General features: G+C 59.2%; 24 protein-coding genes. 16 read left to right on the top strand and 8 right to left on the bottom strand.

The window, feature by feature from the left end; genetic code table 11:
* Positions 1 to 911 precede the first annotated feature (911 nt).
* From ccoM to ACOI8A_RS11525, 3 genes are all read right to left on the bottom strand, one after another.
* Complete coding sequence (gene ccoM / locus ACOI8A_RS11535; protein WP_003222396.1) at positions 912 to 1,025, bottom strand: cytochrome c oxidase subunit CcoM; 114 nt, start codon at positions 1,023 to 1,025, stop codon at positions 912 to 914.
* Positions 1,026 to 1,175: 150 nt separating this feature from the next.
* A complete protein-coding gene (locus ACOI8A_RS11530; protein ID WP_420648190.1) occupies positions 1,176 to 1,334 on the bottom strand; it encodes a hypothetical protein in 159 nt (52 codons plus the stop codon).
* A 135-nt stretch (positions 1,335 to 1,469) separates the two neighbouring features.
* Entirely contained in the window at positions 1,470 to 1,811 is a 342-nt protein-coding gene (locus ACOI8A_RS11525; protein ID WP_420648191.1) for an aspartate-semialdehyde dehydrogenase, read from the bottom strand.
* Between the two features lie 241 nt (positions 1,812 to 2,052).
* On the opposite strand from ACOI8A_RS11525, the gene rapA reads away from it, so the two are divergent.
* Positions 2,053 to 4,899: an RNA polymerase-associated protein RapA gene (gene rapA, locus ACOI8A_RS11520; protein WP_420648192.1), complete on the top strand. Its 2,847-nt coding sequence runs from the start codon at positions 2,053 to 2,055 to the stop codon at positions 4,897 to 4,899.
* A 176-nt stretch (positions 4,900 to 5,075) separates the two neighbouring features.
* Here rapA and ACOI8A_RS11515 read toward each other — a convergent pair whose 3' ends face one another.
* The gene (locus tag ACOI8A_RS11515) at positions 5,076 to 6,425 is read right to left on the bottom strand and encodes a spinster family MFS transporter (RefSeq protein WP_420648193.1); all 1,350 of its coding nucleotides are present in this window, start codon (positions 6,423 to 6,425) and stop codon (positions 5,076 to 5,078) included.
* A gap of 302 nt (positions 6,426 to 6,727) precedes the next feature.
* On the opposite strand from ACOI8A_RS11515, the gene ACOI8A_RS11510 reads away from it, so the two are divergent.
* Positions 6,728 to 7,096 (top strand): YkgJ family cysteine cluster protein, encoded by a 369-nt coding sequence (locus tag ACOI8A_RS11510; RefSeq protein WP_420648194.1) that lies wholly within the window; start codon positions 6,728 to 6,730, stop codon positions 7,094 to 7,096.
* Between the two features lie 147 nt (positions 7,097 to 7,243).
* Positions 7,244 to 9,526: a putative bifunctional diguanylate cyclase/phosphodiesterase gene (locus tag ACOI8A_RS11505; protein WP_420648195.1), complete on the top strand. Its 2,283-nt coding sequence runs from the start codon at positions 7,244 to 7,246 to the stop codon at positions 9,524 to 9,526.
* On the opposite strand, the gene ACOI8A_RS11500 is transcribed toward ACOI8A_RS11505, so the two are convergent.
* A complete protein-coding gene (locus tag ACOI8A_RS11500; RefSeq protein ID WP_420648196.1) occupies positions 9,417 to 10,313 on the bottom strand; it encodes an NAD(P)-dependent oxidoreductase in 897 nt (298 codons plus the stop codon). The two genes, ACOI8A_RS11505 and ACOI8A_RS11500, sit on opposite strands and share 110 nt — an antisense overlap.
* A 197-nt stretch (positions 10,314 to 10,510) precedes the next feature.
* Here ACOI8A_RS11500 and ACOI8A_RS11495 point away from each other — a divergent pair, with 197 nt between their 5' ends.
* On the top strand, positions 10,511 to 12,712 hold the full coding sequence (locus tag ACOI8A_RS11495; RefSeq protein WP_420648197.1) for a hypothetical protein: 2,202 nt from the start codon (positions 10,511 to 10,513) through the stop codon (positions 12,710 to 12,712).
* Positions 12,713 to 13,031: 319 nt separating this feature from the next.
* Here ACOI8A_RS11495 and ACOI8A_RS11490 read toward each other — a convergent pair whose 3' ends face one another.
* On the bottom strand, positions 13,032 to 13,337 hold the full coding sequence (locus ACOI8A_RS11490; protein ID WP_420648198.1) for a DUF2288 domain-containing protein: 306 nt from the start codon (positions 13,335 to 13,337) through the stop codon (positions 13,032 to 13,034).
* A 353-nt stretch (positions 13,338 to 13,690) separates the two neighbouring features.
* On the opposite strand from ACOI8A_RS11490, the gene ACOI8A_RS11485 reads away from it, so the two are divergent.
* From ACOI8A_RS11485 to ACOI8A_RS11445, 9 genes are all read left to right on the top strand, one after another.
* Entirely contained in the window at positions 13,691 to 14,818 is a 1,128-nt protein-coding gene (locus ACOI8A_RS11485) for a branched-chain amino acid ABC transporter substrate-binding protein (protein WP_420648199.1), read from the top strand.
* Positions 14,819 to 15,049: 231 nt separating this feature from the next.
* On the top strand, positions 15,050 to 15,973 hold the full coding sequence (gene livH / locus ACOI8A_RS11480) for a high-affinity branched-chain amino acid ABC transporter permease LivH (protein ID WP_420648200.1): 924 nt from the start codon (positions 15,050 to 15,052) through the stop codon (positions 15,971 to 15,973).
* Entirely contained in the window at positions 15,970 to 17,226 is a 1,257-nt protein-coding gene (locus ACOI8A_RS11475; RefSeq protein ID WP_420648201.1) for a high-affinity branched-chain amino acid ABC transporter permease LivM, read from the top strand. Before livH ends, ACOI8A_RS11475 begins: the two co-directional genes overlap by 4 nt.
* Positions 17,223 to 17,990, top strand: a complete 768-nt coding sequence (gene livG / locus ACOI8A_RS11470) for a high-affinity branched-chain amino acid ABC transporter ATP-binding protein LivG (protein ID WP_420648202.1) — start codon at positions 17,223 to 17,225, stop codon at positions 17,988 to 17,990. Before ACOI8A_RS11475 ends, livG begins: the two co-directional genes overlap by 4 nt.
* On the top strand, positions 17,991 to 18,692 hold the full coding sequence (locus ACOI8A_RS11465) for an ABC transporter ATP-binding protein (protein ID WP_420648203.1): 702 nt from the start codon (positions 17,991 to 17,993) through the stop codon (positions 18,690 to 18,692).
* A 156-nt stretch (positions 18,693 to 18,848) separates the two neighbouring features.
* The gene (locus ACOI8A_RS11460) at positions 18,849 to 19,154 is read left to right on the top strand and encodes a DUF2282 domain-containing protein (protein WP_420648204.1); all 306 of its coding nucleotides are present in this window, start codon (positions 18,849 to 18,851) and stop codon (positions 19,152 to 19,154) included.
* Between the two features lie 26 nt (positions 19,155 to 19,180).
* Positions 19,181 to 20,068, top strand: coding sequence for a DUF692 domain-containing protein (locus ACOI8A_RS11455; RefSeq protein ID WP_420648205.1), 888 nt, complete (start codon positions 19,181 to 19,183; stop codon positions 20,066 to 20,068).
* Complete coding sequence (locus ACOI8A_RS11450; protein ID WP_420648206.1) at positions 20,065 to 20,823, top strand: DNA-binding domain-containing protein; 759 nt, start codon at positions 20,065 to 20,067, stop codon at positions 20,821 to 20,823. The genes ACOI8A_RS11455 and ACOI8A_RS11450 overlap by 4 nt, the downstream gene beginning before the upstream one ends.
* A complete protein-coding gene (locus tag ACOI8A_RS11445; protein ID WP_420648207.1) occupies positions 20,820 to 21,335 on the top strand; it encodes a DoxX family protein in 516 nt (171 codons plus the stop codon). Before ACOI8A_RS11450 ends, ACOI8A_RS11445 begins: the two co-directional genes overlap by 4 nt.
* Here the strand turns inward: ACOI8A_RS11445 and ACOI8A_RS11440 are convergent.
* Positions 21,284 to 22,192 (bottom strand): LysR family transcriptional regulator, encoded by a 909-nt coding sequence (locus tag ACOI8A_RS11440; protein ID WP_420648208.1) that lies wholly within the window; start codon positions 22,190 to 22,192, stop codon positions 21,284 to 21,286. The two genes, ACOI8A_RS11445 and ACOI8A_RS11440, sit on opposite strands and share 52 nt — an antisense overlap.
* 104 nt (positions 22,193 to 22,296) lie before the next feature.
* On the opposite strand from ACOI8A_RS11440, the gene ACOI8A_RS11435 reads away from it, so the two are divergent.
* From ACOI8A_RS11435 to ACOI8A_RS11425, 3 genes are all read left to right on the top strand, one after another.
* Positions 22,297 to 22,896, top strand: a complete 600-nt coding sequence (locus ACOI8A_RS11435; RefSeq protein WP_420648209.1) for a short chain dehydrogenase — start codon at positions 22,297 to 22,299, stop codon at positions 22,894 to 22,896.
* Between the two features lie 59 nt (positions 22,897 to 22,955).
* Positions 22,956 to 23,609 (top strand): COG3650 family protein, encoded by a 654-nt coding sequence (locus ACOI8A_RS11430; protein WP_420648210.1) that lies wholly within the window; start codon positions 22,956 to 22,958, stop codon positions 23,607 to 23,609.
* A 95-nt stretch (positions 23,610 to 23,704) separates the two neighbouring features.
* The gene (locus tag ACOI8A_RS11425; protein ID WP_420648211.1) at positions 23,705 to 25,318 is read left to right on the top strand and encodes an NAD(P)/FAD-dependent oxidoreductase; all 1,614 of its coding nucleotides are present in this window, start codon (positions 23,705 to 23,707) and stop codon (positions 25,316 to 25,318) included.
* 81 nt (positions 25,319 to 25,399) lie between these two features.
* Here ACOI8A_RS11425 and ACOI8A_RS11420 read toward each other — a convergent pair whose 3' ends face one another.
* Positions 25,400 to 26,494: a PLP-dependent cysteine synthase family protein gene (locus tag ACOI8A_RS11420; protein ID WP_420648212.1), complete on the bottom strand. Its 1,095-nt coding sequence runs from the start codon at positions 26,492 to 26,494 to the stop codon at positions 25,400 to 25,402.
* Between the last annotated feature and the right edge of the window lie 213 nt (positions 26,495 to 26,707).

The following is a 26,707-nucleotide window of genomic DNA, read 5'->3' as shown; positions in this document are numbered from 1 at the left end:
TTGGGATTTTTTTGAGGGGGGCTGGGATTGGGGGCATATCCGTTGCTGCGGTGATGGCTTCTTAGGGTTCCGCCCTGACGGCGGGTCACTTTTTCCAGACGCCGAAAAAGTAACCAAAAAGGCTTCTCCCTGACGTACGGCACTTCGCTTAGGCTCAGTGTTCCCTCGCTACGGCGCCCATCAGGGGGCATCGCCTCCGGTTTGCTTCGCTGCACCTCCTCTCGATGTATGCGGCTTCGCCGCACGGCGCTGCGCGCCTACCCCTGATGAGCGCCTACGCTCGGCCTGCCGATGGGCTGGAGATCAAAAGCCACATCAAAAGCCGGATCAAGAGCCCCTCACCCTAGCCCTCTCCCAGAGGGAGAGGGAACTGACCGAGTGGTTTGGCAGAGGTGCGCCGACGTGAAATACCGAGTCGAACTCAGGCTATGAAAAGACCACAAATCGGCTCCCTCTCCTGGGGGAGAGGGCTGGGGTAAGGGGTAAATCCACCACAAAACCAAAGCCGAACACCCGCCCCTCACCACTCAACACAATGAGCGCTAGCTCGAGTACAGCTCTTGATCTCAAGCGCCCGTCGGCAGGCTGAGTGGAGGGGTTCATCCGGGGGAAGCATCGAGAGGAGGTGCAGCGAAGCAAACCGGAGGCGATGCCCCGGATGGACCCCGAAGCGAAGGAACCCCGAGCCCCAGCGAGCGGGCCGGACGTCAGGGCACAGACCTTTGGTTACTTTGGGGCGTTTGCCAAAGTGACCCGACCGTCAGGGCGGAACCGACAGCAGCAACACCCGAAGCAACGGATATGCACAAAAACCACCCAAAGCCTGGTCGGCCCACAGGCCGCCAAGGCAAAAAAAAGGGGCAACCGAAGTCGCCCCAAAATGCCTTGCGTGCTCATAAAATCCAGAAGAACTACTTCTTGCGCTTATTCGCATCCTTCCAGATAAAAAATCCAAACCCTGCAAAAAACAGAACCATGAGGCCGACTGTCAGCACCCCGGCAAACACCACGTTATCGAAAAACATGACTGGCCTCCTGGCCCCTGCTCTGCTGCGATGGAGCTAAGTTAACCAATCACGCAGGCACAGCAATTGACCAGGATCAATGCCGGACGATAAGCGAGGGAAGAAGGAGGGAATACAACTGACCTGCATCAAGGGATGCAGGGAGGGGGATCAACGCTTTTTCGGTTTCTTCGACTTTTTCTTGGTTTTGCCCAACGGCATCGCCTGCTCGAATGCCTGACGCACTTCATTCAGGCGCTTGTCGTTGAGGTCGTGCACACGCTTGGCACGTTCGGAATTGAGGTCGATCAGTTTGTCGTCTTGGCTCATGGCGTTCGATACATCACAGGTCAGAATCACAACTGCCGCTTCACAGGCAGGACTGCGCCAATCATGCCGCCTGACGCAAGCGCTGACCAGCCATCGAGATAAACGCTCTACAACAATTCATGTAAATGAGCGGACTCAGATCTGAATATCGACCCACAAACCCTGACGCGGTTGATCTTCCATCAGCGGCACCACCGGCACGGTATTATCGGCATTCAGCTCGTCACCAGGCACGGCAAGATGTTCTTCAGGATCGTCGTCAGCTTCGCGGCGCCGGCGTTCCCGTTCCTGCTGACGTCGCTGTTCCTCGCGCAGCTGGAATCCCGCCTCTTCCGGGTCGCGTTTTTGCAGGTCGATCGTGCTTTCGTTGGAGCTTTCCTGCACCGGCACCACCGGCGGGATCTCCGGCCGTGGTCGAACCGGATCCTGCTGGGAAGTGACCGGCACGGCACTCAGGGGGAGCATCGGTGGCAGCATATAGAAGGTTCTCCTGTCGGCAGGCTATCGGCTGCGGCGGGGGTGCCTTGAGCCATCGGTCGCAAACTTGTGACCGGGTTGGCACTCACGGGTGCCCTGCCCCCACGTAAAACTGACAGATGGCCGTATTTCTTCAGGCTTGCAGCTCGCAGCTAAAGCACGTTGCAACACCTAATCCTTTGGCCCTGAGCCCCTCATTCCGTTAAGATAGCCCGCTTTTTCAAGGTGGGAGACAGGCAGCATGGCGCAGCAGTATCAACCGGGGCAACGCTGGATCAGTGACAGCGAAGCCGAGCTGGGTTTAGGCACCGTTCTGGCACAGGACGGCCGCTTGTTGACCGTGCTCTATCCGGCCACTGGCGAAACCCGCCAGTACGCGCTACGGAATGCGCCCCTCACCCGCGTGCGATTCTCGCCGGGCGACTCGATCACTCACTTCGAAGGCTGGAAGCTGACGGTTCAGGAAGTCGACGACGTCGATGGCCTGCTGGTTTACCACGGCCTCAATGCGCAAAACGAAGTGGTCACCCTGCCGGAAACCCAGCTGTCGAACTTCATCCAGTTCCGTCTGGCCAGCGACCGCCTGTTCGCCGGGCAGATTGACCCGCTGGCCTGGTTCTCCCTGCGTTACCACACCCTCGAACACACCAGCCGCCAGTTGCAATCGGCACTCTGGGGTCTGGGTGGCGTGCGCGCGCAGCCCATCGCGCACCAGTTGCACATCGCCCGTGAAGTCGCTGACCGTATCGCGCCGCGCGTATTGCTGGCTGACGAAGTGGGTCTGGGTAAAACCATCGAAGCCGGTCTGGTGATCCATCGCCAACTGCTCTCCGGTCGCGCCAACCGCGTGTTGATCCTGGTTCCGGAAAACCTCCAGCACCAGTGGCTGGTGGAAATGCGCCGCCGCTTCAACTTGCAAGTGGCGCTGTTCGACGAAGAACGCTTCATCGAAAGCGATGCCTCCAACCCGTTCGAAGATACACAGCTTGCCCTGGTAGCCTTGGAGTGGCTGGTCGACGACGAGAAAGCGCAAGACGCGCTGTTCGCCGCCGGTTGGGATTTGCTGGTGGTCGACGAAGCGCATCACCTGGTCTGGCACGAAGAGAAAGCCAGCCCGGAATACACCCTGGTCGAGCAGCTTGCTGAAACGATCCCGGGCGTGCTGCTACTCACTGCGACCCCGGAACAGCTCGGTCAGGACAGCCACTTCGCGCGTCTGCGCCTGCTCGACCCGAACCGCTTCCATGACCTGGCCGCATTCCGCGCCGAGAGCGAAAACTATCGCCCGGTGGCTGAAGCCGTTCAGGAACTTATGGACAAAGGTCGCCTGTCGCCCGCCGCGCACAAAACCATTCACGGTTTCCTCGGCAACGAAGGCGAAGCCTTGCTGACCGCCGTCAACGATGGCGATGCCGAAGCCAGCGCACGCCTCGTGCGTGAGCTGCTTGACCGTCACGGCACCGGCCGCGTGCTGTTCCGTAACACCCGCGCCGCCGTGCAGGGTTTCCCCGAGCGCAAACTGCATCCGTACCCGCTGCCGTGCCCGGACGAATACCTCGAGCTGCCACTGGGCGATCACGCCGAGCTGTACCCGGAAGTCAGCTTCCAGGCCCAGCCGGATGCCAGCGAAGAAGAGCGCTGGTGGAAATTCGACCCGCGCGTCGAGTGGCTGATCGATCAGTTGAAAATGCTCAAGCGCACCAAAGTGCTGGTGATCTGCGCCCACGCCGAAACCGCGATGGACCTGGAAGACGCGCTGCGCGTGCGCTCCGGCATCCCGGCTACGGTGTTCCACGAAGGCATGAACATCCTCGAGCGTGACCGCGCCGCCGCTTACTTCGCTGATGAAGAGTTTGGCGCGCAGGTGCTGATCTGCTCGGAAATCGGCAGTGAAGGTCGCAACTTCCAGTTCGCCCATCACTTGGTGCTGTTCGATCTGCCGTCGCACCCGGATTTGCTCGAACAGCGTATCGGTCGTCTCGACCGGATCGGCCAGAAGCACATCATCGAAGTACACGTGCCGTACCTGGAAACCAGCCCGCAAGCGCGGCTGTTCCAGTGGTATCACGAAGCGTTGAACGCATTCCTCAATACCTGCCCGACCGGCAACGCCTTGCAGCATCAGTTCGGCCCGCGCCTGCTGCCGCTGCTCGAAGCAGCCGACGACAGCGAGTGGCAAGCGCTGATCGACGAAGCGCGCACCGAGCGCGAGCGTCTGGAGCAAGAGCTGCACACCGGCCGCGACCGTCTGCTGGAGCTCAACTCCGGCGGCGCGGGTGAAGGTGATGCGCTGGTCGAAGACATTCTTGAGCAGGACGACCAGTTCGCGCTGCCGATCTACATGGAAACCCTGTTCGACGCGTTCGGCATCGACAGCGAAGACCATTCGGAAAACGCCCTGATCCTCAAGCCGAGCGAGAAGATGCTCGACTCCAGTTTCCCGCTGGGCGACGACGAAGGCGTGACCATCACTTACGACCGCAACCAGGCGCTGTCGCGTGAAGACATGCAGTTCATCACCTGGGAACACCCGATGGTGCAGGGCGGCATGGATCTGGTGCTGTCCGGTTCGATGGGCAACACCGCCGTCGCGCTGATCAAGAACAAGGCGCTCAAGCCGGGCACCGTGCTCCTGGAATTGCTCTACGTCAGCGAAGTGGTTGCTCCGCGCTCGCTGCAACTGGGCCGTTACCTGCCACCGGCCGCCCTACGCTGCCTGCTCGATGCCAATGGCAACGACCTGTCGTCGCGAGTGGCATTCGAAACGCTCAACGATCAGCTGGAAAGCGTGCCGCGTGCCAGCGCCAACAAGTTCATCCAGGCCCAGCGCGATCAGCTGACGCCACGGATCAATGCCGGTGAAGAGAAGATCGCCCCGCGTCACGCCGAGCGCGTGGCCGAGGCCCGCCGTCGTCTGGCGGCCGACACCGACGAAGAACTGGCGCGCCTGACCGCGTTGCAAGCGGTCAACCCGACCGTGCGTGACAGTGAACTGGTTGCCCTGCGCAACCAGCGTGAGCAAGGTCTGGCGATGCTGGATAAAGCGGCGTTGCGACTGGAAGCGATTCGGGTGTTGGTGGCGGGCTAAACCGCCCTGCTCCATCGCGACAAAAAAAAAGGCCCGCAGCGATGCGGGCCTTTTTGTTATTTCAGAAGCAAAAGCAAAAGATCGCAGCCTTCGGCAGCTCCTACACGATCGGGTTTACACGCGGTCAATGTAGGAGCTGCCGAAGGCTCGGGCCGCGATCGGACGATCTTTTGATCTCAAGCAGTCACCGCTGCAACCTCTGGCTCAACCACAGCCACCAACCCCTCTTTCATCCGCTGCGCATCGCGCACAAAACACCGCGCCGCCAGAAACAGAAACACCATGGTCAGAAACAGCGCCACCGGAATCAGGTACATCGCGTCATGCAAGCCGACAGCCTTGAACGCCTCCGTCATCTGCTCCGCCCCCGCCGCGACCATCGCCGATTTGGCAAAGTGATCTGACAAACCACCAACCACCACCGGCCCCAAACCGCCACCGAGCAAATACAACCCGGCAAAGAACAACGCCATCGCCGTGGCTCGCAGCCGCGGTTCGACCACGTCCTGAATCGCCGTGTAAACGCAGGTGTAGAAGTTGTAAGCGAACAACCAGCCCAGACTGAACACCGCCACAAACACACCGATTTCAATCCGCCCCGCATGCAGCGCCCAAGCGGTGCACACCGTCGAAACAATCAGACTGAACGCCGCGAACAGCAGCCGCCCATTAGCCACGCGCTGGTGGATCTTGTCAGCAATCCAGCCGCCCAGCGTCAGGCCGACCAGCCCGGTCACGCCCACAATCACCCCGGTAGCCACCGCCGCTTCCTGCAACGGCATCAGAAAATAGCGCTGCAGCATCGGTACCAGAAACGAGTTGCAGGCATAGGTCGCGAAGTTGAAGCACAACCCGGCCATCACCAGCCACAGAAAGGTCGGCACCGCGAGGATCCGACGCATCGGCTTGTCGACTTTCTCCTGGGACACCTGCACGGCCTCCGCGGCACCGCGCTTGGGTTCCTTGATGAAAAACATGAACACCGCCAGCAGCAACCCCGGTACCGCAGCGATAAAGAACGGCGCACGCCAGCTATCGAACGCTTTGACCATCCAGCCAATGGTGAAAAACGCCAGCAATAACCCCAACGGCAAGCCGAGCATGAAAATCCCCATGGCCCGCGCCCGACGATGCGCCGGGAACAGGTCGCCGATCAGCGAATTGGCAGCCGGCGCGTAACTGGCCTCACCAATGCCGATACCCATGCGCACGATGAGGAAACTCCAGAAACTGCCGACCAGACCATTGACCGCCGTCAGCGCGCTCCAGGTCGCCAGGCCCCAGCCCATCAGTTTGGCGCGCGAGCCGGTGTCGGCCATACGTCCCAAGGGCAGGCCGGCGATCGCATAAACGATGGTGAACGCGGTACCGACGATCCCCAGTTGAAAGTCGCTGAGGTGCCATTCCATGCGGATCGGCTCGATGATGATCGCCGGGATGGTGCGGTCGAAGAAATTGAACAGGTTGGCGAGGAACAGCAGGAACAGAATGCGCCAGGCATTCGCCGCTTGGGTCGAGTTCTGCATGGGTCCGTCTCTTTATTGTTATTAGGGCTTCACTGCCAACGCATTCGAGCCCGGAACTGGCAATTTAGTCAGCCGCGCGGGGGCTGTCTGTGATCATTCGTCTGACTGATATAGACCCATTGCACTGTAAAGAAACGTAAGCCCTTGAAAAGCCTCGAATAGCCCAAAAACAGGGGCTTTTCCGGCAAAACCCGGCAACGAAAAAATACTTCAGCGCCCCCCTTCCCAAGTCCGTGGCGAAGCCTAGAATGGCCGCCGGATCTGTCCAGATCCAGCCGATCAATCCCTTTGATGCCCTCCCCATGTCCGAAGTCAGTCCGTGTCTGAATTGCGGTGCCTGTTGTTCCCATTTTCGCGTGTCTTTTTTCTGGGGTGAGTGTGCGTCCTCCGGTGGGACGGTGCCCGATGAGCTGGTGACGCAGATCACGCCGAGCCGCGTGGCGATGAACGGCACCGACTGCAAATCACCGCGCTGCATCGCGCTGGAAGGCGAAGTCGGCAGTGAAGTGAAATGCACGATTTATGAGCAACGCTCCAGCCCGTGCCGCGAGTTCGAAGCCTCGTGGGAAAGCGGCGAGCAAAACACCGACTGTGATGCCGCCCGCGCGCGCTTCGGCCTGCTGCCGCTGGAATCGGACTGGAATCTGATCCCATTCGACCGGAGTGCCTGACCTTTAGCGCCAATCGTTATGACGCTAATTCCAAAATGGTTAGCACCAATATGCCATCACCGCATGCTCGGCAAAATCCGCCTCTATACTCCAGAAATTCGCCCGCGCACATGACGCGGGCAGGATGTCTCTGAGACGGAGCATGCTATGGAGTGGCTGGGTTTGCAGTTTGTTACCGAGCTACCGGAGAGCGGACAGCTCATTCTCGATTGCACACATAACCCATTATTGGTGCTGGTGGCCTATCTGGTCGCCTGCGCCGCGAGTTTCGCCACCCTCGACATGGCTGAACGGGTCGGCCATGCCGAAGACCGGAGCTCTCAACGGCTATGGCGCTGGATCGGTGCAACCTGCCTGGCTGGCGGCATCTGGGCCATGCACTTCATCAGCATGCTGGCGTTCCAGGCGCCGATCGACATTCAGTACGACCTGCCCATCACCTTCTTCTCGCTGCTGATCGCCCTGCTCGCTTCCTCGCTGGCCATGCACACCTTGAGCAAACCGCAGCCAAGCCTGCTGCAATACCTCAAGACCGCTCTGGTGATCGGCCTCGGTATCGCGGGCATGCATTACGTCGGCATGGCGGCCATGGAATCCGCCGCCACGGCCTACTATCAACCGACCCTTTTTGTGTTATCCATTGTGATCGCCATCGCAGCCAGCTTCGCTGCGCTGTGGGTCGCCAGCTATTTACGCGAGGGCAGCGGACTGCATATCCAGATGCTCAAATACCTCGCCGCGCTGATTCTCGGCGCCGGCATCATCAGCATGCATTTCACCGCAATGGCCGCGCTCGATCTGGTGCTGCCTGAGGAAAGTTTCCCGACACTCGGCACGGGCACCGGCAGCCTGCAACTGGGCCTGACCGTCGCACTGATTACCTTGCTGATCCTCGGTAGCGCCGTCAGCGCCGCGTTGGCCGACAAGAAACTGCAACACAAGGACGACGATCTGCGCCGGGTCAACGCCCTGCTCAGCCAGCTCGATCAGGCGCGCATGTCGCTGCAACACGTAGCCAACTACGATGCGTTGACCAACCTGATCAATCGCCGTGGGTTCAATCAGATCTTTGCCGAGAAGCTCAGCCAGAAAACCAGCGAAGGCGGAATGCTCGCAGTGATGTTTCTCGACATCGACCACTTCAAACGCATCAATGACAGCCTCGGGCATGACGCCGGCGATGAGCTGCTCAAGGTCATTGCGCAGCAGATCAAAGGCTCGGTGCGCGGGCATGAAGACGTGGTTGCGCGCTTCGGCGGCGATGAGTTCTGCATCCTGATCGGCCTGCGCGACCGCGAAGAAGCGCGCAATCTGGCGCAGCGCATCATGCTCAAGATGAAAGAACCGATCGAACTGGCCGGCCGACGCATGGTGATGACCACCAGCATCGGCATCAGCCTGTTTCCCGAGGACGGCAGCACCTGCGATGAACTGCTCAAGCACGCGGATCTGGCGTTGTATCAATCCAAGGGTGCCGGGCGCAACGGCGTGCATTTTTTTGATTCGACCCTGAAAAACCGCGCCAGCCAGGAATTGCAAATCGAAGAAGAACTGCGCCACGCCCTGCGCGAGGAAAACGGTTTGATGCTGTATTACCAGCCGATCTTCGAATTGAAAACCGGCCGTGTGACCAAGCTCGAAGCGCTGATACGCTGGCAACATCCGGTGCATGGATTACTGACACCTGATCGCTTCATCGCCATCGCCGAGAACAACGGGCTGATCGCCGAGCTGGACAACTGGGTGCTGCGCAAAGCCTGCGAAGACCTCGGCGAACTGTCGCGCCACGGCTGCGCAGATCTGAAGATCGCCTGGAACTGCTCGCCGCTGAATCTGGCCCGCGAAGAACTGGCCGACGAGATCGAACGCGCCTTACGCACTGCCGGTGTGGCCCCCGAACGGCTGGAACTGGAAGTCACCGAAAACGCGCTGATGGGCAACATCGCCGACACCCTCGTGTTGTTGCGGCAGATTCGCGCCTTGGGCGTGTCATTGTCGATTGATGATTTCGGGACCGGCTACTCGTCGCTGGCCTACCTCAAGCGCCTGCCACTGAACACCTTGAAAGTCGATCGTTCCTTCATTCTCGACATCCCCAAAGCCACTGCAGACATGGAGATCGTGCAGGCGATCATCGTCATGGCGCACACCCTGCATTTGCAGGTGGTCACCGAGGGCGTGGAAACCCTCGAACAGTACGAATTTCTCGAGCGCTCCGGCTGCGACTTCATTCAAGGCTATTTGCTCAGCCGCCCCGTGCCATTGGACGAATTACGCGCGGTGCTCGAGGAGATCAATCAGCGCAAGCACTCGCACGCGGTCAATCCGTTGAGTCTGGCGCGCGATACATTTGCACCAGTGTCGCTGGATCCTGCTGTAAAAAGCCTTGCGCCCCGTGCAGGCGCATCAGTTGTGCGGCCAATCCGCTGATTGGCGTGGCCGACCCGACTTCGCGGGAAAACTTCACCGCCGTATCCAGATCCTTGAGCAACGTACGCACGTGCCACTTGACCGGTTCGAAACGGCTCTCGGCCATTTGCGGCGCGAGAATCTGCAAAGGTCTGGAATCGGCAAACCCGCCGGCCAGTGCTTCGGCGATCAGGCTCGCATCAACTCCGGCCTGCTCGGCCAGCGCCACCACTTCGGCAATCACCAACGCATTGCAGGCGACGATCATCTGATTGCACGCCTTGGTCACCTGACCGGCACCGACGCCGCCCATGTGCGTGACGCGCTGACCGAGATTAAGCAGGATCGGACGTACGCGCTCGAGATCCGCCACCGCCCCGCCGACCATGATCGCCAGACTGCCGGCCTCGGCGCCGACGACTCCGCCGGACACGGGCGAGTCGAGCCAGGCCATGCCGGTTCGCGCGGCCAGCTCTGTGGCCATCTCACGGGTGGCGGTCGGTTCGAGGCTGGAGAAATCCACCAGCAACTGGCCTTTGCGGGCACCTTCGATGATTCCGTTTACGCCAAACACCACCTCGCGCACCACCGCCGTGTCGGCCAGGCACAGCATCACTACATCCGCGTGTGCGCACAGTTCGGCAGACGTCGCTACTTGTCGCGCACCCGCTTCGACCAGCGCTGCGCACTTGCCCGGATTGCGGTTCCACACCGTCAGCGGGTAACCCGCAGCCAACAAACGTCGGCACATTGGCAAGCCCATCAAGCCGATTCCGGCGAACCCCAACGAAGGTAGCGTTGACATCATTTAGCCTTCTTTTGATTAAAGATCGCCGAATAATGGCCGATCCATCATCAATCAGGAAAGGATTCCCCCGCGCGACATTCAGGCTCATTGCCTTGCGCACGGGCAAAACACGCGCAGTAAAAGACGCGAGATCTCTATTTCCGTGAGGCTCGACGACAACGGTCGTCGTGCCAACCAGTCCAGGTATATGGCGCACCATGACTTCTAAAAATAATCCGGCCACTGCGGTATCCGATCTGACTTTGAGCCCAGCCGCCAACAGCCCGGCACCGCTGAAGCCATCGCCGCCCGCGCGCCCGCTGAACACTCAGCAATACCTGTACTTCACCGAAACCAACACCGACCGCATCCTCGACAACCTCGACGGTCTGCGTGACATGGTGTTCCCGCGCCCACCGCACCTGGAAGGCGACAACGAACAGCACAGCGAGCAGGAGTTCCCCTCGGTGTGCCTGATCGGCCTCGGTCGCTGCGGCTCGAACATCGCCCTCGATGTGGCGGAGCTGGTGTACAACGCGCGCAAGTTCTACCTCAACGAATTCAACAACGAAGATCGCCCGGCCAGCGAACGACGCTCGGCCGACAAGGGCTACAGCCCGGCGCAGTGGATCAAGAACAACCTGCGCCTGGGTAACAACAAGGCGAGCAAACCGGTGTTTCTGGTTGAGCCGCTGGTGATGCTCGGCGACCTCGACAAGGACATCGCCGGGCGCATCCGTTTCTCGCGCAAGGGCGAGAAAAGCGGTTTCCTGCGCGATTACAGCAAGATGAAGATCATGGACTTGTCGGAAGTCCACGCCGGTGGCGCCGGTAACGCGCCGATCCTCGGTCAGTACCTGGCGAAGATCATCCTCAACAAGGACACCCAGCGCTTCTCCAGCCCGGACTGGAAAATGATCCACTCGTACCTGATCGACAGCTGCGGGATCAAGGCCAACCAGTCGCGCCTGTATTTCTCGATTTTCAGTGCCGGCGGCGGTACCGGCTCGGGCATGGCCTCGGAATTCGGCCTGGCCCAGCAGCACTCGTACATGAACAAGACGTTCGACACCAAGCCGATGGACGAGCACGACGGCAAGAGCGGTCATTCGTTTGTGTTCGAGCCGATCTTCACCAGCGGCATTTGCGTGCTGCCGAACATTTCCGACCACCGCAGCGAAATGTCCGAGGCGCTGCATATCAACGCCGGACGCCTGCTGTGCAAATACCTCTCGGAAGAATGGGATTTCTCTTACAACTTCGCCAACGAAGACAGCAGCGAAGCGAGCGTCATGGGGCGCATCCGCCCATGGAACGCGATGATGCTCATCTCCAACGACATCATGCGTTACGCCGAAGAAAGCGATGACGGCAACATCCAGAACATCGACGTCAACGCGATGGAAAAGCACGCCAACCAGTACATCTCGCAGCAGATCTTCAACATCCTGACGGCGCAAGCGGTCACGACCGATTACGACCAGAACTATTTCCGCCGCGCCGGCATCGACATCGGCGAAACCATCCGCCTCGACGCCAACGACTTGTTCATGAGTCTGGCCGGCCCGGTGGCAATTGCCTACGCCGAGTCGGTGGTGCCGGAAACGCCGCCGCCGAGCAGCGACAAGTTCAAGGTGTTCGACAAAGAGCCGCAGCGCTTGAATATCGACGACCTGTTCTTCCGCTCGATCGACCTGCCGCACTTCAACAAAGTCACTCAGGCGATCGAAGGCATCAGCCTGCTGCCGATCGAATCCAAGCGCTATCGCGCGTCGCTGGAGCAGTACAAGAATTCCGGCTACGACGCGGCCGCGCTGCACGACCTGCACTTCTTCAAGAACTGCTCGTCGGTGGTTTCGATCGTCTCGCTACCGAAAGACTACAAGCTGTCGTACATGGATCTGAACCGGCTGAAGACCCATCTCAACAGCCTGTTCCCGAACACCACGCTCAAGCGCTATGCGCTGGTGATCGGCGCCTCGGCCAACTTGTCGCTGACCACCTTGATCGCCAAGAGCCCGTGCCTGTCGGACGACTTCCTTACCCTGATCGTGGCGTTCATCAAGCGCTGCTTTGCGAAGAACCCGTACCGTTTCGACGAGACGCTGGACAACTCGATCCTCGACTTCATCATCAATGAAGAATTCGACGAAGACCGCATCGATGAACTGCTCAACGAATTCGAAAACCCGGCGAAGATTCTCGATACCAACTGGTACGCGATCAAACCGATGTACGAGAAGAAGTATCGCGAGCTGATCAACGATAAGGATAAGTTCGTCTCGATCAACGACATTCGCCTGTCGCGCGATTGCGTGAAAAAGTCGATCAAGTACCTGCGCGAGATCTATCGTCACCGGATTGGCAAGACCAAGGTTATTTCGCTGAATAACCATACTGGCAAGACCTTCTCGGTCTGATCCGAGACCGAGTCGCCGCAATCGCTGGCAAGCCAGCTCCCACAGTGTCGGTGTGGAACACAAAATCTGTGTACGACACCGCACCTGTGGGAGCTGGCCTGCCGGCGATGAGGCCCTGAAATTCTCTGAAGACTTCAGCCTTTCCAACATCCAGAAACAATTAAGCAGCCGTTAGGCTGCTTACTAAACTGTGCCCGTTACGTTTACGTCACCGTTATGCCACCTAGGCCTGTGGCATTTCTCTACGGCAACCTGCCATCACGCTACTCGGCTACACACTTTCTCCCGCCGAAGACGCGCACCAACAAGGTGCGAGCAATCATTCAGCCGCCCTTTCCTGGATCAGAATCCACGGACTGACCACCACCGCCCACATCAGTGGATCACGCTCGAAAAGATCCAGCGCCCGCGTTTCAGACAGCTTGGCGACCTTGTCTTCGGCCAGCCAGGCAGCGACTTTCTCGCCTTCGTCCGACGCCACGGCTTCGGCGACCGCGATCAGATCCAGGCCGGAGTCGACCCACAATAGGGCACCCTTGGCGAAGAACGGTTCGAGCTCCTTCCAGGTAATAGATGCAGTCTCACCAAGCAGCTTGGCATAGAGGGTGCTAGGTTCTTGATTCATGGGAAGTGTCCGGAAAAGAAATCAGCGCGAATAATAACGTTGGTGGTCCGGCAGCAAAACCCGGTTGCAAATGCTTGATCCGAACGAAAAGAGCAGGAACGCCAAGGAATGCTGCTGATTGGGGCATAAGCCCCGGGAACGTCCCGCCGCAATTCTGTCTTTTTCTTTCAAAAAAGCGACACCCTCAGGTTTTGCCCCTCGGCCCCAGCTTCCCAGGCCAACAACCGGCGCTCTACACTGTACCGGTACAGTTGCCGGGGGCTTTTCCGGAGGGTATCGCCAAGATATCTGTCCCGGTTCTGCTGCTACGGCGTCAGGACTCTAAAAAAATACAACATCAAGAGTGGAGCACTATGACTAAGGCTACTAAGCAGATTTCCAAACTGTTTGCCGCTATGGTTCTGGCCGGGGTTGCCAGCCATTCGTTCGCAGCTGACACCATCAAGATCGGCATCGCCGGCCCTAAAACCGGCCCTGTAGCCCAATACGGCGACATGCAGTTCAGTGGCGCGAAAATGGCCATCGAGCAGATCAACGCCAAGGGCGGCGTAGACGGCAAGAAACTCGAAGCCGTTGAATACGATGACGCTTGCGATCCGAAACAAGCGGTAGCCGTAGCGAACAAAGTCGTCAACGACGGAGTCAAGTTCGTGGTCGGTCACCTGTGCTCCAGCTCCACTCAACCCGCTTCGGACATCTACGAAGACGAAGGCGTGATCATGATCACCCCGGCTGCCACCAGCCCGGACATCACCGCCCGTGGTTACAAAATGATCTTCCGTACTATCGGTCTCGACAGCGCCCAGGGCCCTGCCGCCGGTAACTACATTGCCGATCACGTCAAACCGAAAATCGTTGCCGTGTTGCACGACAAGCAACAATACGGTGAAGGCATCTCCAGCGCCGTCAAGAAAACCCTCGAAGGTAAAAACGTCAAAGTCGGCGTGTTCGAAGGCATCAATGCCGGCGACAAAGACTTCTCGGCGATCATCGCCAAACTCAAGCAAGCCAACGTCGACTTCGTTTACTACGGCGGCTACCACCCGGAGCTGGGTCTGATCCTGCGTCAAGCCCAGGAAAAAGGCCTGAAAGCCAAGTTCATGGGTCCGGAAGGCGTGGGTAACGACTCGATCACCCAGATCGCCAAAGACGCGGCCGAAGGCCTGCTGGTAACCCTGCCGAAATCCTTCGACCAGGATCCGGCCAACGTTGCCCTGGCTGATGCATTCAAGGCGAAGAAGGAAGATCCGAGCGGTCCGTTCGTATTCCCTTCCTACTCGGCTGTGACCGTGATTGCCGAAGGCATCAAAGCGGCCAAATCCGAAGACGCGACCAAAGTGGCTGAAGCCATCCACGCTGGCACCTTCAAGACCCCGACTGGCGACCTGAGCTTCGATGCCAAGGGCGACCTGAAAGACTTCAAATTCGTGGTCTACGAGTGGCACAACGGCAAACCTAAAACTGAAGTAGCGCCTCAGTAAGGCCTTGCCTGACTGACTGCCAATAAAGCCCACGGCGTGCCGTGGGCTTTGTTTTACGAATGTATAGGGCCGCGCTGGCGTGATCCGCCAGTCTCCCCACCTGAAAATCTCAAAACCGTCATCAGCGGTTCGCTGGCAAACCCCGGATTCGAAGTGGATATAGATCCACGGGGCCGGGCGGGAAAATGACTCCACCAGTGAAATGCGTATCAGGTTTTTAGGAGCGCTGTAATGCCTGACATCTATCACTTTTTCCAACAGCTGGTTAACGGCCTCAACGTTGGCAGCATGTATGCCCTGATCGCCATCGGCTACACGATGGTTTACGGCATCATTGGAATGATCAACTTCGCCCACGGCGAGGTGTACATGATCGGTTCTTACGTGGCGTTCATCGCCATCGCCGGGCTGACCATGATGGGACTCGACAGTGTCCCGTTGTTGATGACGGCGGCGTTCATCGCCAGCATCGTTGTCACCAGTTCCTTCGGTTACAGCATCGAACGCATTGCCTACCGCCCGTTACGCGGCAGCAACCGTCTGATCCCGCTGATTTCCGCCATCGGTATGTCGATCTTCCTGCAGAACACGGTTCTGTTGGCGCAAGACTCCAAGGACAAAGCCATCCCCAACCTGATTCCGGGCAACATTGCCTTCGGTCCAGGTGGCGCACATGAAGTGCTGATTTCCTACATGCAGATCGTGGTGTTCGTGGTGACGCTGATCGCCATGCTCGGCCTCACGCTGTTCATCTCGCGTTCACGCCTGGGTCGCGCCTGCCGCGCCTGTGCCGAAGACATCAAGATGGCCAACCTGCTTGGTATCAATACCAACAACATCATCGCCCTGACCTTCGTTATCGGTGCTGCGCTGGCGGCCGTCGCGGCCGTGCTGCTGAGCATGCAATACGGTGTGATCAACCCGAACGCCGGTTTCCTCGTCGGCCTCAAGGCCTTTACCGCTGCGGTACTTGGCGGCATCGGCAGCATCCCCGGCGCGATGCTCGGCGGGCTGGTGCTCGGTGTAGCGGAAGCCTTTGGCGCTGATATCTTCGGCGACCAGTACAAAGACGTCGTGGCATTCGGCTTGTTGGTTCTGGTGCTGTTGTTCCGTCCGACCGGCATTCTGGGCCGTCCGGAGGTTGAGAAGGTATGACTAAGAATCTTAAACAGGCGCTGTTCAGTGCCTTGCTGGTGTGGGCAGTTGCGTATCCTGTGCTCGGACTGAAACTGACCATCGTCGGCATCAACCTGGAAGTGCACAACACCAGCCCGGCCATTCTGGCGACCATCGCCATTTGTTCGGTGCTGATGTTCCTGCGCGTGCTGTTCAACCAGCAGATCAGCAAGGCCTGGCGTTCGTCGCCGGACATGCCGCTGATTCCGGCCAAGGCCAGCAACTTCCTGACCCTGCCAACCACACAGCGCTATTTCATCATTGCGCTGATCCTCCTTGCGCTGGTGTGGCCGTTCTTCGGCTCGCGTGGCGCGGTGGATATCGCGACGCTGATCCTGATCTACGTGATGCTCGGCCTCGGCCTGAACATCGTGGTCGGTCTGGCCGGTCTGCTCGACCTCGGTTATGTCGGCTTCTACGCCGTCGGCGCCTACAGCTACGCGCTGCTGTCGCACTACTACGGCCTGAGCTTCTGGATCTGCCTGCCGATTGCCGGTCTGATGGCGGCGACGTTCGGCTTCCTGCTGGGCTTCCCGGTGTTGCGTTTGCGCGGTGACTATCTGGCGATCGTGACCCTCGGTTTCGGCGAGATCATCCGTCTGTTCCTGCGTAACCTCACCGATATTACGGGTGGCCCGAACGGCATCAGCAACATCGAGAAACCGACGTTCTTCGGCCTGACCTTTGAACGTAAAGCCGCCGAAGGCATGCAAACCTTCCACGAGTATTTCGGCCTGCAATACAACTCGATCAACAAGGTGATCTTCCTCTACCTGGTTGCGTTGTTGCTGGCGCTGGCAGCGCTGTTCGTGATCAACCGTCTGCTGCGCATGCCGATCGGCCGTGCGTGGGAAGCGCTGCGTGAAGACGAAATCGCCTGCCGCGCTTTGGGCCTCAATCCTACGGTGATCAAGCTTTCGGCCTTCACCCTCGGTGCTGCGTTCGCCGGTTTCGCCGGTAGCTTCTTCGCTGCGCGTCAGGGGCTGGTCACGCCGGAATCATTCACCTTCATCGAGTCGGCGATCATCCTCGCCATCGTGGTGCTGGGTGGCATGGGCTCGCAACTGGGCGTGATTCTTGCGGCCGTGGTGATGATCCTGTTGCCGGAAATGATGCGTGAGTTCAGTGAATACCGGATGTTGATGTTTGGTGCGCTGATGGTGCTGATGATGATCTGGCGTCCACAAGGTCTGCTGCCGATGCAACGCCCACACATGGAGTTGCGAAAATGAGCCGCGAGATCCTTAAAGTCGAAAACCTGAGCATGCGCTTCGGTGGCCTGCTGGCGGTCAACGGCGTGGCCCTGACCGTCAAAGAGAAACAAGTGGTGGCACTGATCGGGCCGAACGGCGCGGGCAAGACCACCGTGTTCAACTGCCTGACCGGTTTCTATCAGCCATCGGGCGGCAGCATCCTGCTCGACGGCGAGCCGATCCAGGGCCTGCCGGGCCACAAGATCGCGCTCAAAGGCGTGGTGCGCACCTTCCAGAACGTGCGGTTGTTCAAGGACATGACGGCGGTCGAGAACCTGTTGATCGCCCAGCATCGGCACCTGAACACCAACTTCCTCTCGGGCCTGTTCAAGACCCCGGCGTTCCGCAAAAGCGAGCGCGAGGCGATGGAATTTGCCGAGTACTGGCTGGACAAGGTCAACCTTACCGAGTTTGCCAACCGTACCGCCGGCACCCTGGCTTACGGTCAGCAACGGCGCCTGGAAATCGCTCGCTGCATGATGACCCGTCCGCGGATCCTCATGCTCGACGAACCGGCCGCCGGTTTGAACCCGAAGGAAACCGAAGACCTCAAAGCGCTGATCAGCATGCTGCGTGAAGAGCACAACGTCACCGTGCTGCTGATCGAGCACGACATGAAACTGGTCATGAGCATTTCCGACCACATCGTCGTGATCAACCAGGGCACGCCACTGGCCGACGGTACGCCGGAGCAGATCCGCGACAATCCTGAAGTGATCAAAGCCTATCTGGGGGAAGCGTAAATGCTGCAATTCGAAAACGTTTCCACCTTCTACGGCAAGATCCAGGCACTGCACAGCGTCAACGTCGAGATCCGTCAGGGCGAAATCGTCACCCTGATCGGCGCCAACGGTGCCGGCAAGTCCACGCTGCTGATGACGCTCTGCGGTTCACCGCAGGCGCACAGCGGCAGCATCCGCTACATGGGTGAGGAACTGATCGGCCAGGACTCGTCGCAGATCATGCGTAAAAGCATCGCCGTCGTGCCGGAAGGTCGTCGGGTATTTGCCCGTCTGACCGTGGAAGAAAACCTCGCCATGGGAGGATTCTTCACCGACAAGGGCGATTATCAGGAACAGATGGACAAGGTTCTCGGACTTTTCCCACGCCTGAAAGAACGCTTTGCGCAACGTGGCGGCACCATGTCCGGCGGCGAACAGCAAATGCTCGCCATCGGCCGGGCGCTGATGAGCAAGCCGAAACTGCTGCTGCTCGACGAGCCGTCGCTGGGTCTGGCACCGATCATCATCCAGCAGATCTTCGACATCATCGAACAACTGCGCAAGGACGGCGTGACGGTGTTCCTGGTCGAGCAGAACGCCAACCAGGCTTTGAAGATTGCTGACCGTGCATACGTTCTGGAGAACGGCCGGGTGGTGATGCAAGGCACTGGTGAAGCGCTGTTGACTGATCCGAAAGTGCGCGAGGCGTACCTCGGCGGTTGATGAATCGCTTCAAACAAAAAACGGCCTTCGGGCCGTTTTTTTGCGCCTGAACAAAAAACTTTTACTGTGGCCTGTAACGCATCTGCATGTCGTTTCTCTAGTGGAGCAAGCAAGCGCATTCGCTTGTTCAATCCAAGTACACATCGGAGAAACATCATGACTGCTACCACTCGCACCCTGTCCGCCACCGCCCTGGTTCTGGCCCTTGGCTCTGCGCTGAGCATGGCTGCCGTTTCCACCGTGCACGCCGCTGATGAAAACATGGAAAAATGCTTCGGCGTGGCCATGAAAGGCAAGAATGACTGCGCTGCGGGTGCTGGCACCACCTGTGCCGGCACGGCGAAAATGGACTACCAGGCCAACGCCTGGAAACTGGTTCCGAAAGGCACCTGCGCGACCACCGAAAGCAAAACCTCGCCGACCGGTTCCGGTCAGCTCGAAGCGTTCAAAGCCAAGTCCTGATCCCGTCGTCTGCCTGAGTGTCGATCATGATCCCGACTTGCGAACATGCCCTCCCCCGCACTCAGGCAGCCCGCGCCGGGCTCCCGCCCCGTGCGGGGCTGGGACTCAAGACCGGGCACTTCAACGAAGTGCTCGACTCCCGCCCGGACCTTGGCTTCTTCGAGGTCCACGCCGAAAACTACATGGTGGCCGGCGGCCCGTTTCATCATTTTCTGGGTTTGATCCGTGAACAGTATCCGCTGTCGCTGCATGGCGTCGGGCTGTCGATCGGTGCCGAAGGCGCACTGGATGCACAGCATCTGCAACGCCTCACCGAGCTGATCGAGCGCTATCAACCCCACTCCTTTTCCGAACACCTGGCCTGGTCGAGCCACGGCCCGGTGTTCCTCAATGACCTGTTGCCACTTGCGTACGACACGCCGACGTTGACGCGTGTCTGCGAGCATATCGACCAGGTGCAGAACACGTTGCAACGTCCGATGCTGCTGGAAAATCCGGCGACTTATCTGGCGTTCCAGCGCTCGACGATTGATGAACCCGAGTTCATCCGTGAAGTGATTCAGCGCACTGGATGTGGCCTGCTGCTGGACGTGAACAATGTCTACGTGTCGTGCATCAACCATCAGCGTGACCCGGTGGCCTACCTCAACGCGCTGCCATTGCACGCTGTCGGTGAGATTCATCTGGCGGGGTTTGCCGAAGATTCCGACAGCCTCGGTGATCGACTGCTGATTGACGATCACGGTGCACCGATTGATCAAGCTGTATGGACCTTGTATCGGCAGGTACTCGAACGCATCGGGCCGGTGGCGACGTTGATCGAACGTGACAATCAGGTACCCGCGTTCAACGTGCTGCTGGCCGAAGCGCAACTCGCCGAAGCTTTGTTGATCAGGGCGGGAGATCGCTCATGAGTAATCAGGCCGATTTCGCAGCTGCGTTGATCGACATCCGTCTGCCCTGCCCCGAGGGTTTATGCAGCGCCAACGGTGCTGACCCGGCGAGCCGTTTCGCGGTGTATCGCAACAATGTGCAGAGTTCGCTGATTGACGCACTGGCTGACAGCTATCCGGTCGTAGGGCAATTGATCGGCGAGGAATTCTTCCGCGCCATGGCCGGAGTGTTCGTACAGAGCAACCCACCCCGTAGTGCATTGATGAGTAATTACGGTGAGGGTTTCGCTGAGTTTATCGGCGGATTTGAACCTGCGTCGAGCGTGCCGTATCTGACCGACGTCGCCCGACTCGAACGCCTGCGCACCGTGGCTTATCACGCTGCCGACGCTGCACCTTTGAGCCAGTCAGAGATAGCGGCGACATTCGCTGACTCGCAGTTGCTCAACGACCTGTGCATCGGCCTGCATCCCTCGCTGCACTTGCTCGATTCAGCATTCGCCGTAGTGGATGTCTGGGCGGCACACCAGAAAGAAGCAACGCTGGCCGGGATCGATCTTTCTTGTCCGCAAACTGCACTGGTGCTGCGTAACGGCCTGGAAGTTGAAGTCTTTGCCCTCGATCACGCTGCCGGCCATTTCATCCAAAACCTCAGCCTTGGCCAGCCCCTGATGCAGGCACTGGAATCGGTCGAGGCCTTCGATCTGAGCCAGACCCTGGCGCTGTTGATCACCCACAACGCCATCACCCACTTCCACCACAAGGTTTCGCCATGAACAACCTCATCGCTCGCGCCATCGCCCTGCTGGAAAAAATCCCCCACAGCCTGATCGCTTTCATCGCGCGTTTTTCGATTGCGGCGGTGTTCTGGAAATCCGGCCAAACCAAAATCGAAGGGCTGGCCATTGACCTGTTCGACGGCACCTTCGAACTCGGCTGGCCGCATCTGGCGGACTCGACCATTCCGTTATTCCAGAGCGAATACCATGTGCCGTTGCTCTCGCCAGAGGTCGCTGCGCATCTGGCGGCATTCGCCGAGCACTGCTTCCCGATCCTCATCCTGATTGGCTTCGCCACACGATTTTCGGCGCTGGCATTGCTGGGGATGACCCTGACCATTCAGCTGTTCGTGTATCCAGACGCGTATCCAACCCACGGCACCTGGGCGGCGGTGTTGCTGTATTTGATGGCCACAGGTCCAGGAAAGCTGTCGATCGATCATCTGATCGCCAGACATTACAACCGATCCAGCGCCTCGCCGCTGCGCTTGAACCAGCCGATCAAGTAATCCGCGAGCACTTGCGTACGCTTGGGCAATCCACCCTGATACGGATGCACCAGATACATCGGCATGCGTCGGGTCTGATAATCGCGCAGGAGCCAGCGCAATTGGCCGTCAGCCAATTCCGCTTGCAGCAGATAAGACGGCAGGCGCGCAATACCGGCGCCCGCCAGTGCAGCCTTCTTCAGCAGGCTGTAATGATTACTGGCGAACGGCCCGGAAACCCGCACCCGCAACAATTCGTGCTGCTGGTGATACAGCCATTCCTCGCGACCGCTGTAATGGCTGTTGAGCAGGCACCGGTGTTCGCTCAACGCCTGCGGGGTCAGCGGCTCGCCAAAGCGCTCGAGGTACGCCGGGCTGGCGCAGGTCATTTCCTGCCACGCCAGCAGCGGCTTGGCCACCAGACGCTGGTCATTCGCCACTTCGCTGCGAATCGCCAGATCAAAACCGTCGCGGGACAGATCGCGGTAGCTGTTATTCAGCTCCAGCTCGATCTGCACCTCGGGATACTTTTGCGAAAACTCCAGCAGCAGACCATCGAAGAAGGTTTCCCCCAGCGAAACCGGAACCGTCATACGCACCGGCCCGGCCATATCGTCCTTCAATCGCGCCAATGCCTGACGCGCACGTTCCACCTGGACTACAAGCGCCTGGGCTTGCGGCAACAATGCCGCGCCCGCCGCCGTCAGACTCAGTCGCCGCGTGGTGCGTTGCAGCAAGACCACGGAAAAACGCGTTTCAAGCAGGCTGATGCGCTTGGACAACTGGCCCTTGCTGCAACCCAATTGCTGTGCCGCCAAGGTGAAACTGCCCGCTTCAATCAACACGGCGAACGCCGCCAGATCATCCATCTCGCTCACGGATTGTTTCCATTTGAAAACCAAAGGTTGCCCATTAGTGCGCTTATCAACAGAAAAAACCACTCTAGACTGAAACCTCATTCAAACACCTGAGGCACAGCACAATGAAAATCCTGTTGATCGGCGCTGGCGGCACCATTGGTTCAGCCGTGGACAAAGAGCTGTCGCAACGTCACGAAGTGATTCGTATCGGCCGCAACAGCGGCGATTTCCATGTGGATATCAGCGACAGCGCATCGATTCGCAAACTGTTCGAACAGACCGGCAAGTTTGACGCGCTGATCTGTGCCGCCGGCAACGTGACCTTCGCATCACTGGCGGAGATGGACGCAGACAGCTTTGCACTGGGGCTGAAGGACAAACTGATGGGCCAGGTCAACCTGCTGCTGATCGGCCGCGAATTTGCCAATGACGGCGCCTCGTTCACCTTCACTACTGGCGTACTCAGCCACGACCCGATCCGCAGTGGTGCCTCCGCCGCACTGGTCAACGGCGCGCTCGACAGCTTTGTGCGTGCGGCGGCCATCGAACTGCCGCGCGGCCTGCGCGTGAACTCGATCAGCCCGACCGTTCTGCTTGAAGCGATGGGCAGCTACGCGCCGTATTTCCGCGGCTATAAGCCGGTTCCCGCAGCCGATGTGGCGTTGGCCTACGCGAAAAGTGTCGAAGGCTTGCAGACAGGTCAGACGTTTCACGTGGGCTAAACCCTTGTGATGAACGGTCAGGCTGCGTAACGTGGCGGCACTTGTCTGGAGAGCCGAAGATGCGTGTTGCCCGTTGCCTGATCGTTGTTGCCCTGCTGCCGTTGTTTGCCGCCTGCCAGTTGATCGATGGCCAGCGCGAAAGCGCCTCGCATGTCGGCCAGACCCGCATGCAGGGTCAACTGACCGCTGCCGACGGCAAACTGCTGTTCCAGTCCTGCCACGAGCAGCGCCAGTTCATCGTCAATGACATCGGCGGCACCAGCGTCCTGCAAGAGGCCGCGACCCTCGCCGATGAGCAGGGCAAGCTGTTTGCCGACGTGCGCGGCAAAATCAGCGGTGACCGTCTCGACCTGGCGCAGCTGTATCGCGTTGAACGCTCCGGCACGGCTTGCGACGATCAGAATTTCAAACAACTCATCTTGAAAGCCGCCGGTCACGGCCCCGAGTGGAACGTCAAAGTCAGTGGTAAAGGCATGGTCATCGAGCGTGACGGTCAGCCACCACTCGCGGTGCCTTACGTTGAAGAACAATTGGGCGATGGCCGCTTCAATCTGAGCAGCGAAGCCAACAATCAGCGCATCGAATTGTGGGTTGCACCGCAGCGCTGTGTCGACAGCAGCACCGGCAGCGTGCAGCACATGAGCGCCGAACTGCGCATCGACGGCCAGGTGCAACGTGGTTGCGGGTATTTCGGCGGTTCGCGTAACGACTGATCGTTTTACCCTCACGGGATCCGGCCGTTGCGGCTTATAATCGCCGCCTTCAAACGCCCTGGCGCAGTTGTGCGCCCCGCGAACCGGATCCCGTCATGTTACGAATCACTGAACTCAAGCTGCCGATCGACCATCCCGAAGAAGACCTGCGCCCTGCCATTGTGCAGCGCCTGGGCATCGCCAGCGATGACCTGCTCGATTTCACCTTGTTCAAGCGCAGCTACGATGCGCGCAAAAAATCCTCCGAACTGTGCTTCATCTACACCATCGACCTCGAAGTGCGCGATGAGGCCAAGGTGTTGGCCAAGTTCGCCGACGACCGCAATGTCAACGCGGCGCCGGATGTCAGCTACAAATTCGTCGGCCAGGCGCCGAGCGATCTGAGCCAGCGCCCGATCGTGGTCGGTTTTGGCCCGTGCGGGATTTTTGCCGGCCTGCTGCTGGCGCAAATGGGCTTCAAGCCGATCGTCCTCGAACGCGGCACCGAAGTGCGCCAACGCACCAAAGACACCTGGGGCCTGTGGCGCAAAAGCGTGCTTAACCCCGAGTCCAATGTGCAGTTCGGCGAAGGCGGCGCGGGTACGTTCTCCGACGGCAAGCTGTACAGCCAGATCAAGGATCCGAAGTTCCTCGGTCGCAAAGTCCTGCATGAATTCGTCAAGGCCGGCGCGCCGGAAGAAATCCTCTACGTCAGCAAACCGCACATTGGTACCTTCCGCCTGACCGGTATGGTCGAGAACATGCGCGAGCAGATCCGTGAACTCGGCGGCGAAGTACGTTTCCAGGAACGCGTCACCGACGTGCTGATCGAGGACGGCCAATTGGTCGGAGTCGAACTGGCCAGCGGCGAAACCCTGCACTCGAAACACGTGGTGTTGGCCCTCGGTCACAGCGCCCGCGATACCTTCCGCATGCTGCACAGCCGTGGCGTGTTCATGGAAGCCAAACCGTTTTCGGTAGGTTTCCGCATCGAACATCCGCAATCGTTGATCGATCGTGCACGATTGGGCAAATACGCCGGCCACCCGAAACTCGGTGCCGCCGATTACAAACTGGTGCATCACGCGAAGAACGGCCGTTCGGTCTACAGCTTCTGCATGTGCCCGGGCGGCACCGTAGTGGCGGCGACCTCCGAGCCGAACCGTGTGGTTACCAACGGCATGAGCCAGTACTCACGCAACGAGCGCAACGCCAACTCCGGGATCGTTGTCGGCATCACCCCGGAAGTCGATTATCCGGGTGGCCCGCTGGCCGGGATCGAGTTGCAGGAGCGCCTGGAATCCCACGCCTTTATTCTCGGCGGCAGTGATTACAAGGCTCCGGCGCAACTGGTCGGCGACTTCATTGCCGGCAAGCCATCGACCGTCATTGGTGAAGTCGAGCCATCCTACAAACCTGGGGTTTCGCTGGGCGATCTGGCCTTGGCGCTGCCCGACTTTGCTATCGAAGCGATTCGCGAAGCACTGCCGGCGTTCGAGAAGCAGATTCGCGGTTATTCGCTGCACGACGCGGTATTGACCGGGATCGAGACGCGCACTTCCTCGCCGCTGCGCATTACCCGTGATGCGACGTTGCAGAGCATGAACGTCAAGGGGCTGTTCCCGGCGGGTGAAGGCGCCGGTTATGCGGGCGGGATTCTGTCGGCGGGTGTGGACGGGATTCGCATTGCTGAAGCTGTGGCTCGCGATATTTTGGGCCTGGACGCGTAAGCCCTGAAATCAAAAGCTCGCAGCCTGCGGCAGCTCCTACAGAGAATGCAATTTGTAGGAGCTGCCGCAGGCTGCGAGCTTTTAGATATTCGCGCGCAACACTGAAGTCGGCAGCGCTTCCCCACGCTCCGCGCTCGCCGCTACCGCAGCAATCAACCCGCTCAACTCATATCCCTGCGCCTTGAGCCAATCCAGATCGTAATAAGTGTCGGCATAACGCTCGCCGCTATCGCACAGGATCGCGACGATCGACCCCGACTCCCCCGCCGCTTTCATCTGCTGCGCGGCCATCAACGCGCCAATCAGATTGGTCCCGCTCGACCCGCCGACATGCCGCCCCAGCCGCTGCGCCAGATAATGCATGGCCGCCAGCGACAGCGCGTCCGGCACTTTGACCATCGCATCGATCACCTTGGGCAGGAACGAGGCTTCCACCCGTGGCCGGCCAATGCCTTCAATCCGCGAACCGTGATCCAGACGCAAACTCGCGTCGCCCGTTTGATAAAAGTCGAAGAACACCGACCGCTCGGCATCAGCGCACAGCACGCGGGTGCAATGCTGGCGGTAACGCACATAGCGGCCGAGGGTCGCGGTGGTGCCGCCGGTGCCGGGGCTGGAAATCAGCCAGCTCGGTTCCGGGTGTTGCTCATAGCGCATCTGCTGGAAGATCGACTCGGCGATGTTGTTGTTTGCCCGCCAGTCGGTTGCACGTTCGGCGTAGGTGAACTGGTCGATAAAGTGGCCATCGTGCTCGCGGGCCAGGCGTTCGGATTCAGCGTAGATTTGCGTCGGATCATCCACCAGATGGCTTTTGCCGCCGTAGAAAGCGATCTGCGCGATCTTCTCTTTCGAGGTGGTCGCCGGCATCACCGCGATAAACGGCAACCCCAACATTCGCGCGAAATAAGCCTCGGATATCGCCGTAGAACCACTGGACGCCTCGATCACCGGCGCTCCGGGTTTGAGCCAGCCGTTACACAAGGCGTAGAGAAACAGTGAACGGGCCAGCCGATGTTTAAGGCTGCCGGTGGGATGGCTCGATTCATCCTTGAAGTACAACTCGATACCGGGAAAACCCGGCAGCGGCAACGGAATCAAGTGCGTATCGGCACTGCGCTGGAAGTCGGCTTCGATGATGCGGATGGCTTCGCGGGCCCACTGTCGGTTGTCGCTCATGGCGGTTGTTCTCGTTGAATCGGGCAGGAGGCGCCTCGTCACAGGCTCAGCCAACAAGCTTAGGAAAAAACCTGCAGCAACGACAGATACAGCTGAGCTTCAATCGCCCAGGTAACTGCTAGGCTCTGCTGCACATCGACCTGAAGCTCTGTAACGCTATATAACAAAAAAGAATATAACTTTTGTTTTAACAACTAACGGTACGGGTTAGGG

It is taken from the genome of Pseudomonas sp. P4795 (assembly GCF_048822895.1).
In the GTDB taxonomy this organism is placed as follows: domain Bacteria; phylum Pseudomonadota; class Gammaproteobacteria; order Pseudomonadales; family Pseudomonadaceae; genus Aquipseudomonas.
This window is presented reverse-complemented; position numbering and strand designations above follow the sequence as displayed.

Excerpts from the sequence above, each read along its gene's own strand:
- ccoM (WP_003222396.1), bottom strand. The coding sequence starts at position 1,025 with ATGTTTTTCGATAACGTGGTGTTTGCCGGGGTGCTGACAGTCGGCCTC.
- ACOI8A_RS11530 (WP_420648190.1), bottom strand. The coding sequence starts at position 1,334 with ATGAGCCAAGACGACAAACTGATCGACCTCAATTCCGAACGTGCCAAG.
- ACOI8A_RS11525 (WP_420648191.1), bottom strand. The coding sequence starts at position 1,811 with ATGCTGCCACCGATGCTCCCCCTGAGTGCCGTGCCGGTCACTTCCCAG.
- rapA (WP_420648192.1), top strand. The coding sequence starts at position 2,053 with ATGGCGCAGCAGTATCAACCGGGGCAACGCTGGATCAGTGACAGCGAA.
- ACOI8A_RS11515 (WP_420648193.1), bottom strand. The coding sequence starts at position 6,425 with ATGCAGAACTCGACCCAAGCGGCGAATGCCTGGCGCATTCTGTTCCTG.
- ACOI8A_RS11510 (WP_420648194.1), top strand. The coding sequence starts at position 6,728 with ATGTCCGAAGTCAGTCCGTGTCTGAATTGCGGTGCCTGTTGTTCCCAT.
- ACOI8A_RS11505 (WP_420648195.1), top strand. The coding sequence starts at position 7,244 with ATGGAGTGGCTGGGTTTGCAGTTTGTTACCGAGCTACCGGAGAGCGGA.
- ACOI8A_RS11500 (WP_420648196.1), bottom strand. The coding sequence starts at position 10,313 with ATGATGTCAACGCTACCTTCGTTGGGGTTCGCCGGAATCGGCTTGATG.
- ACOI8A_RS11495 (WP_420648197.1), top strand. The coding sequence starts at position 10,511 with ATGACTTCTAAAAATAATCCGGCCACTGCGGTATCCGATCTGACTTTG.
- ACOI8A_RS11490 (WP_420648198.1), bottom strand. The coding sequence starts at position 13,337 with ATGAATCAAGAACCTAGCACCCTCTATGCCAAGCTGCTTGGTGAGACT.
- ACOI8A_RS11485 (WP_420648199.1), top strand. The coding sequence starts at position 13,691 with ATGACTAAGGCTACTAAGCAGATTTCCAAACTGTTTGCCGCTATGGTT.
- livH (WP_420648200.1), top strand. The coding sequence starts at position 15,050 with ATGCCTGACATCTATCACTTTTTCCAACAGCTGGTTAACGGCCTCAAC.
- ACOI8A_RS11475 (WP_420648201.1), top strand. The coding sequence starts at position 15,970 with ATGACTAAGAATCTTAAACAGGCGCTGTTCAGTGCCTTGCTGGTGTGG.
- livG (WP_420648202.1), top strand. The coding sequence starts at position 17,223 with ATGAGCCGCGAGATCCTTAAAGTCGAAAACCTGAGCATGCGCTTCGGT.
- ACOI8A_RS11465 (WP_420648203.1), top strand. The coding sequence starts at position 17,991 with ATGCTGCAATTCGAAAACGTTTCCACCTTCTACGGCAAGATCCAGGCA.
- ACOI8A_RS11460 (WP_420648204.1), top strand. The coding sequence starts at position 18,849 with ATGACTGCTACCACTCGCACCCTGTCCGCCACCGCCCTGGTTCTGGCC.
- ACOI8A_RS11455 (WP_420648205.1), top strand. The coding sequence starts at position 19,181 with ATGATCCCGACTTGCGAACATGCCCTCCCCCGCACTCAGGCAGCCCGC.
- ACOI8A_RS11450 (WP_420648206.1), top strand. The coding sequence starts at position 20,065 with ATGAGTAATCAGGCCGATTTCGCAGCTGCGTTGATCGACATCCGTCTG.
- ACOI8A_RS11445 (WP_420648207.1), top strand. The coding sequence starts at position 20,820 with ATGAACAACCTCATCGCTCGCGCCATCGCCCTGCTGGAAAAAATCCCC.
- ACOI8A_RS11435 (WP_420648209.1), top strand. The coding sequence starts at position 22,297 with ATGAAAATCCTGTTGATCGGCGCTGGCGGCACCATTGGTTCAGCCGTG.
- ACOI8A_RS11430 (WP_420648210.1), top strand. The coding sequence starts at position 22,956 with ATGCGTGTTGCCCGTTGCCTGATCGTTGTTGCCCTGCTGCCGTTGTTT.
- ACOI8A_RS11425 (WP_420648211.1), top strand. The coding sequence starts at position 23,705 with ATGTTACGAATCACTGAACTCAAGCTGCCGATCGACCATCCCGAAGAA.
- ACOI8A_RS11420 (WP_420648212.1), bottom strand. The coding sequence starts at position 26,494 with ATGAGCGACAACCGACAGTGGGCCCGCGAAGCCATCCGCATCATCGAA.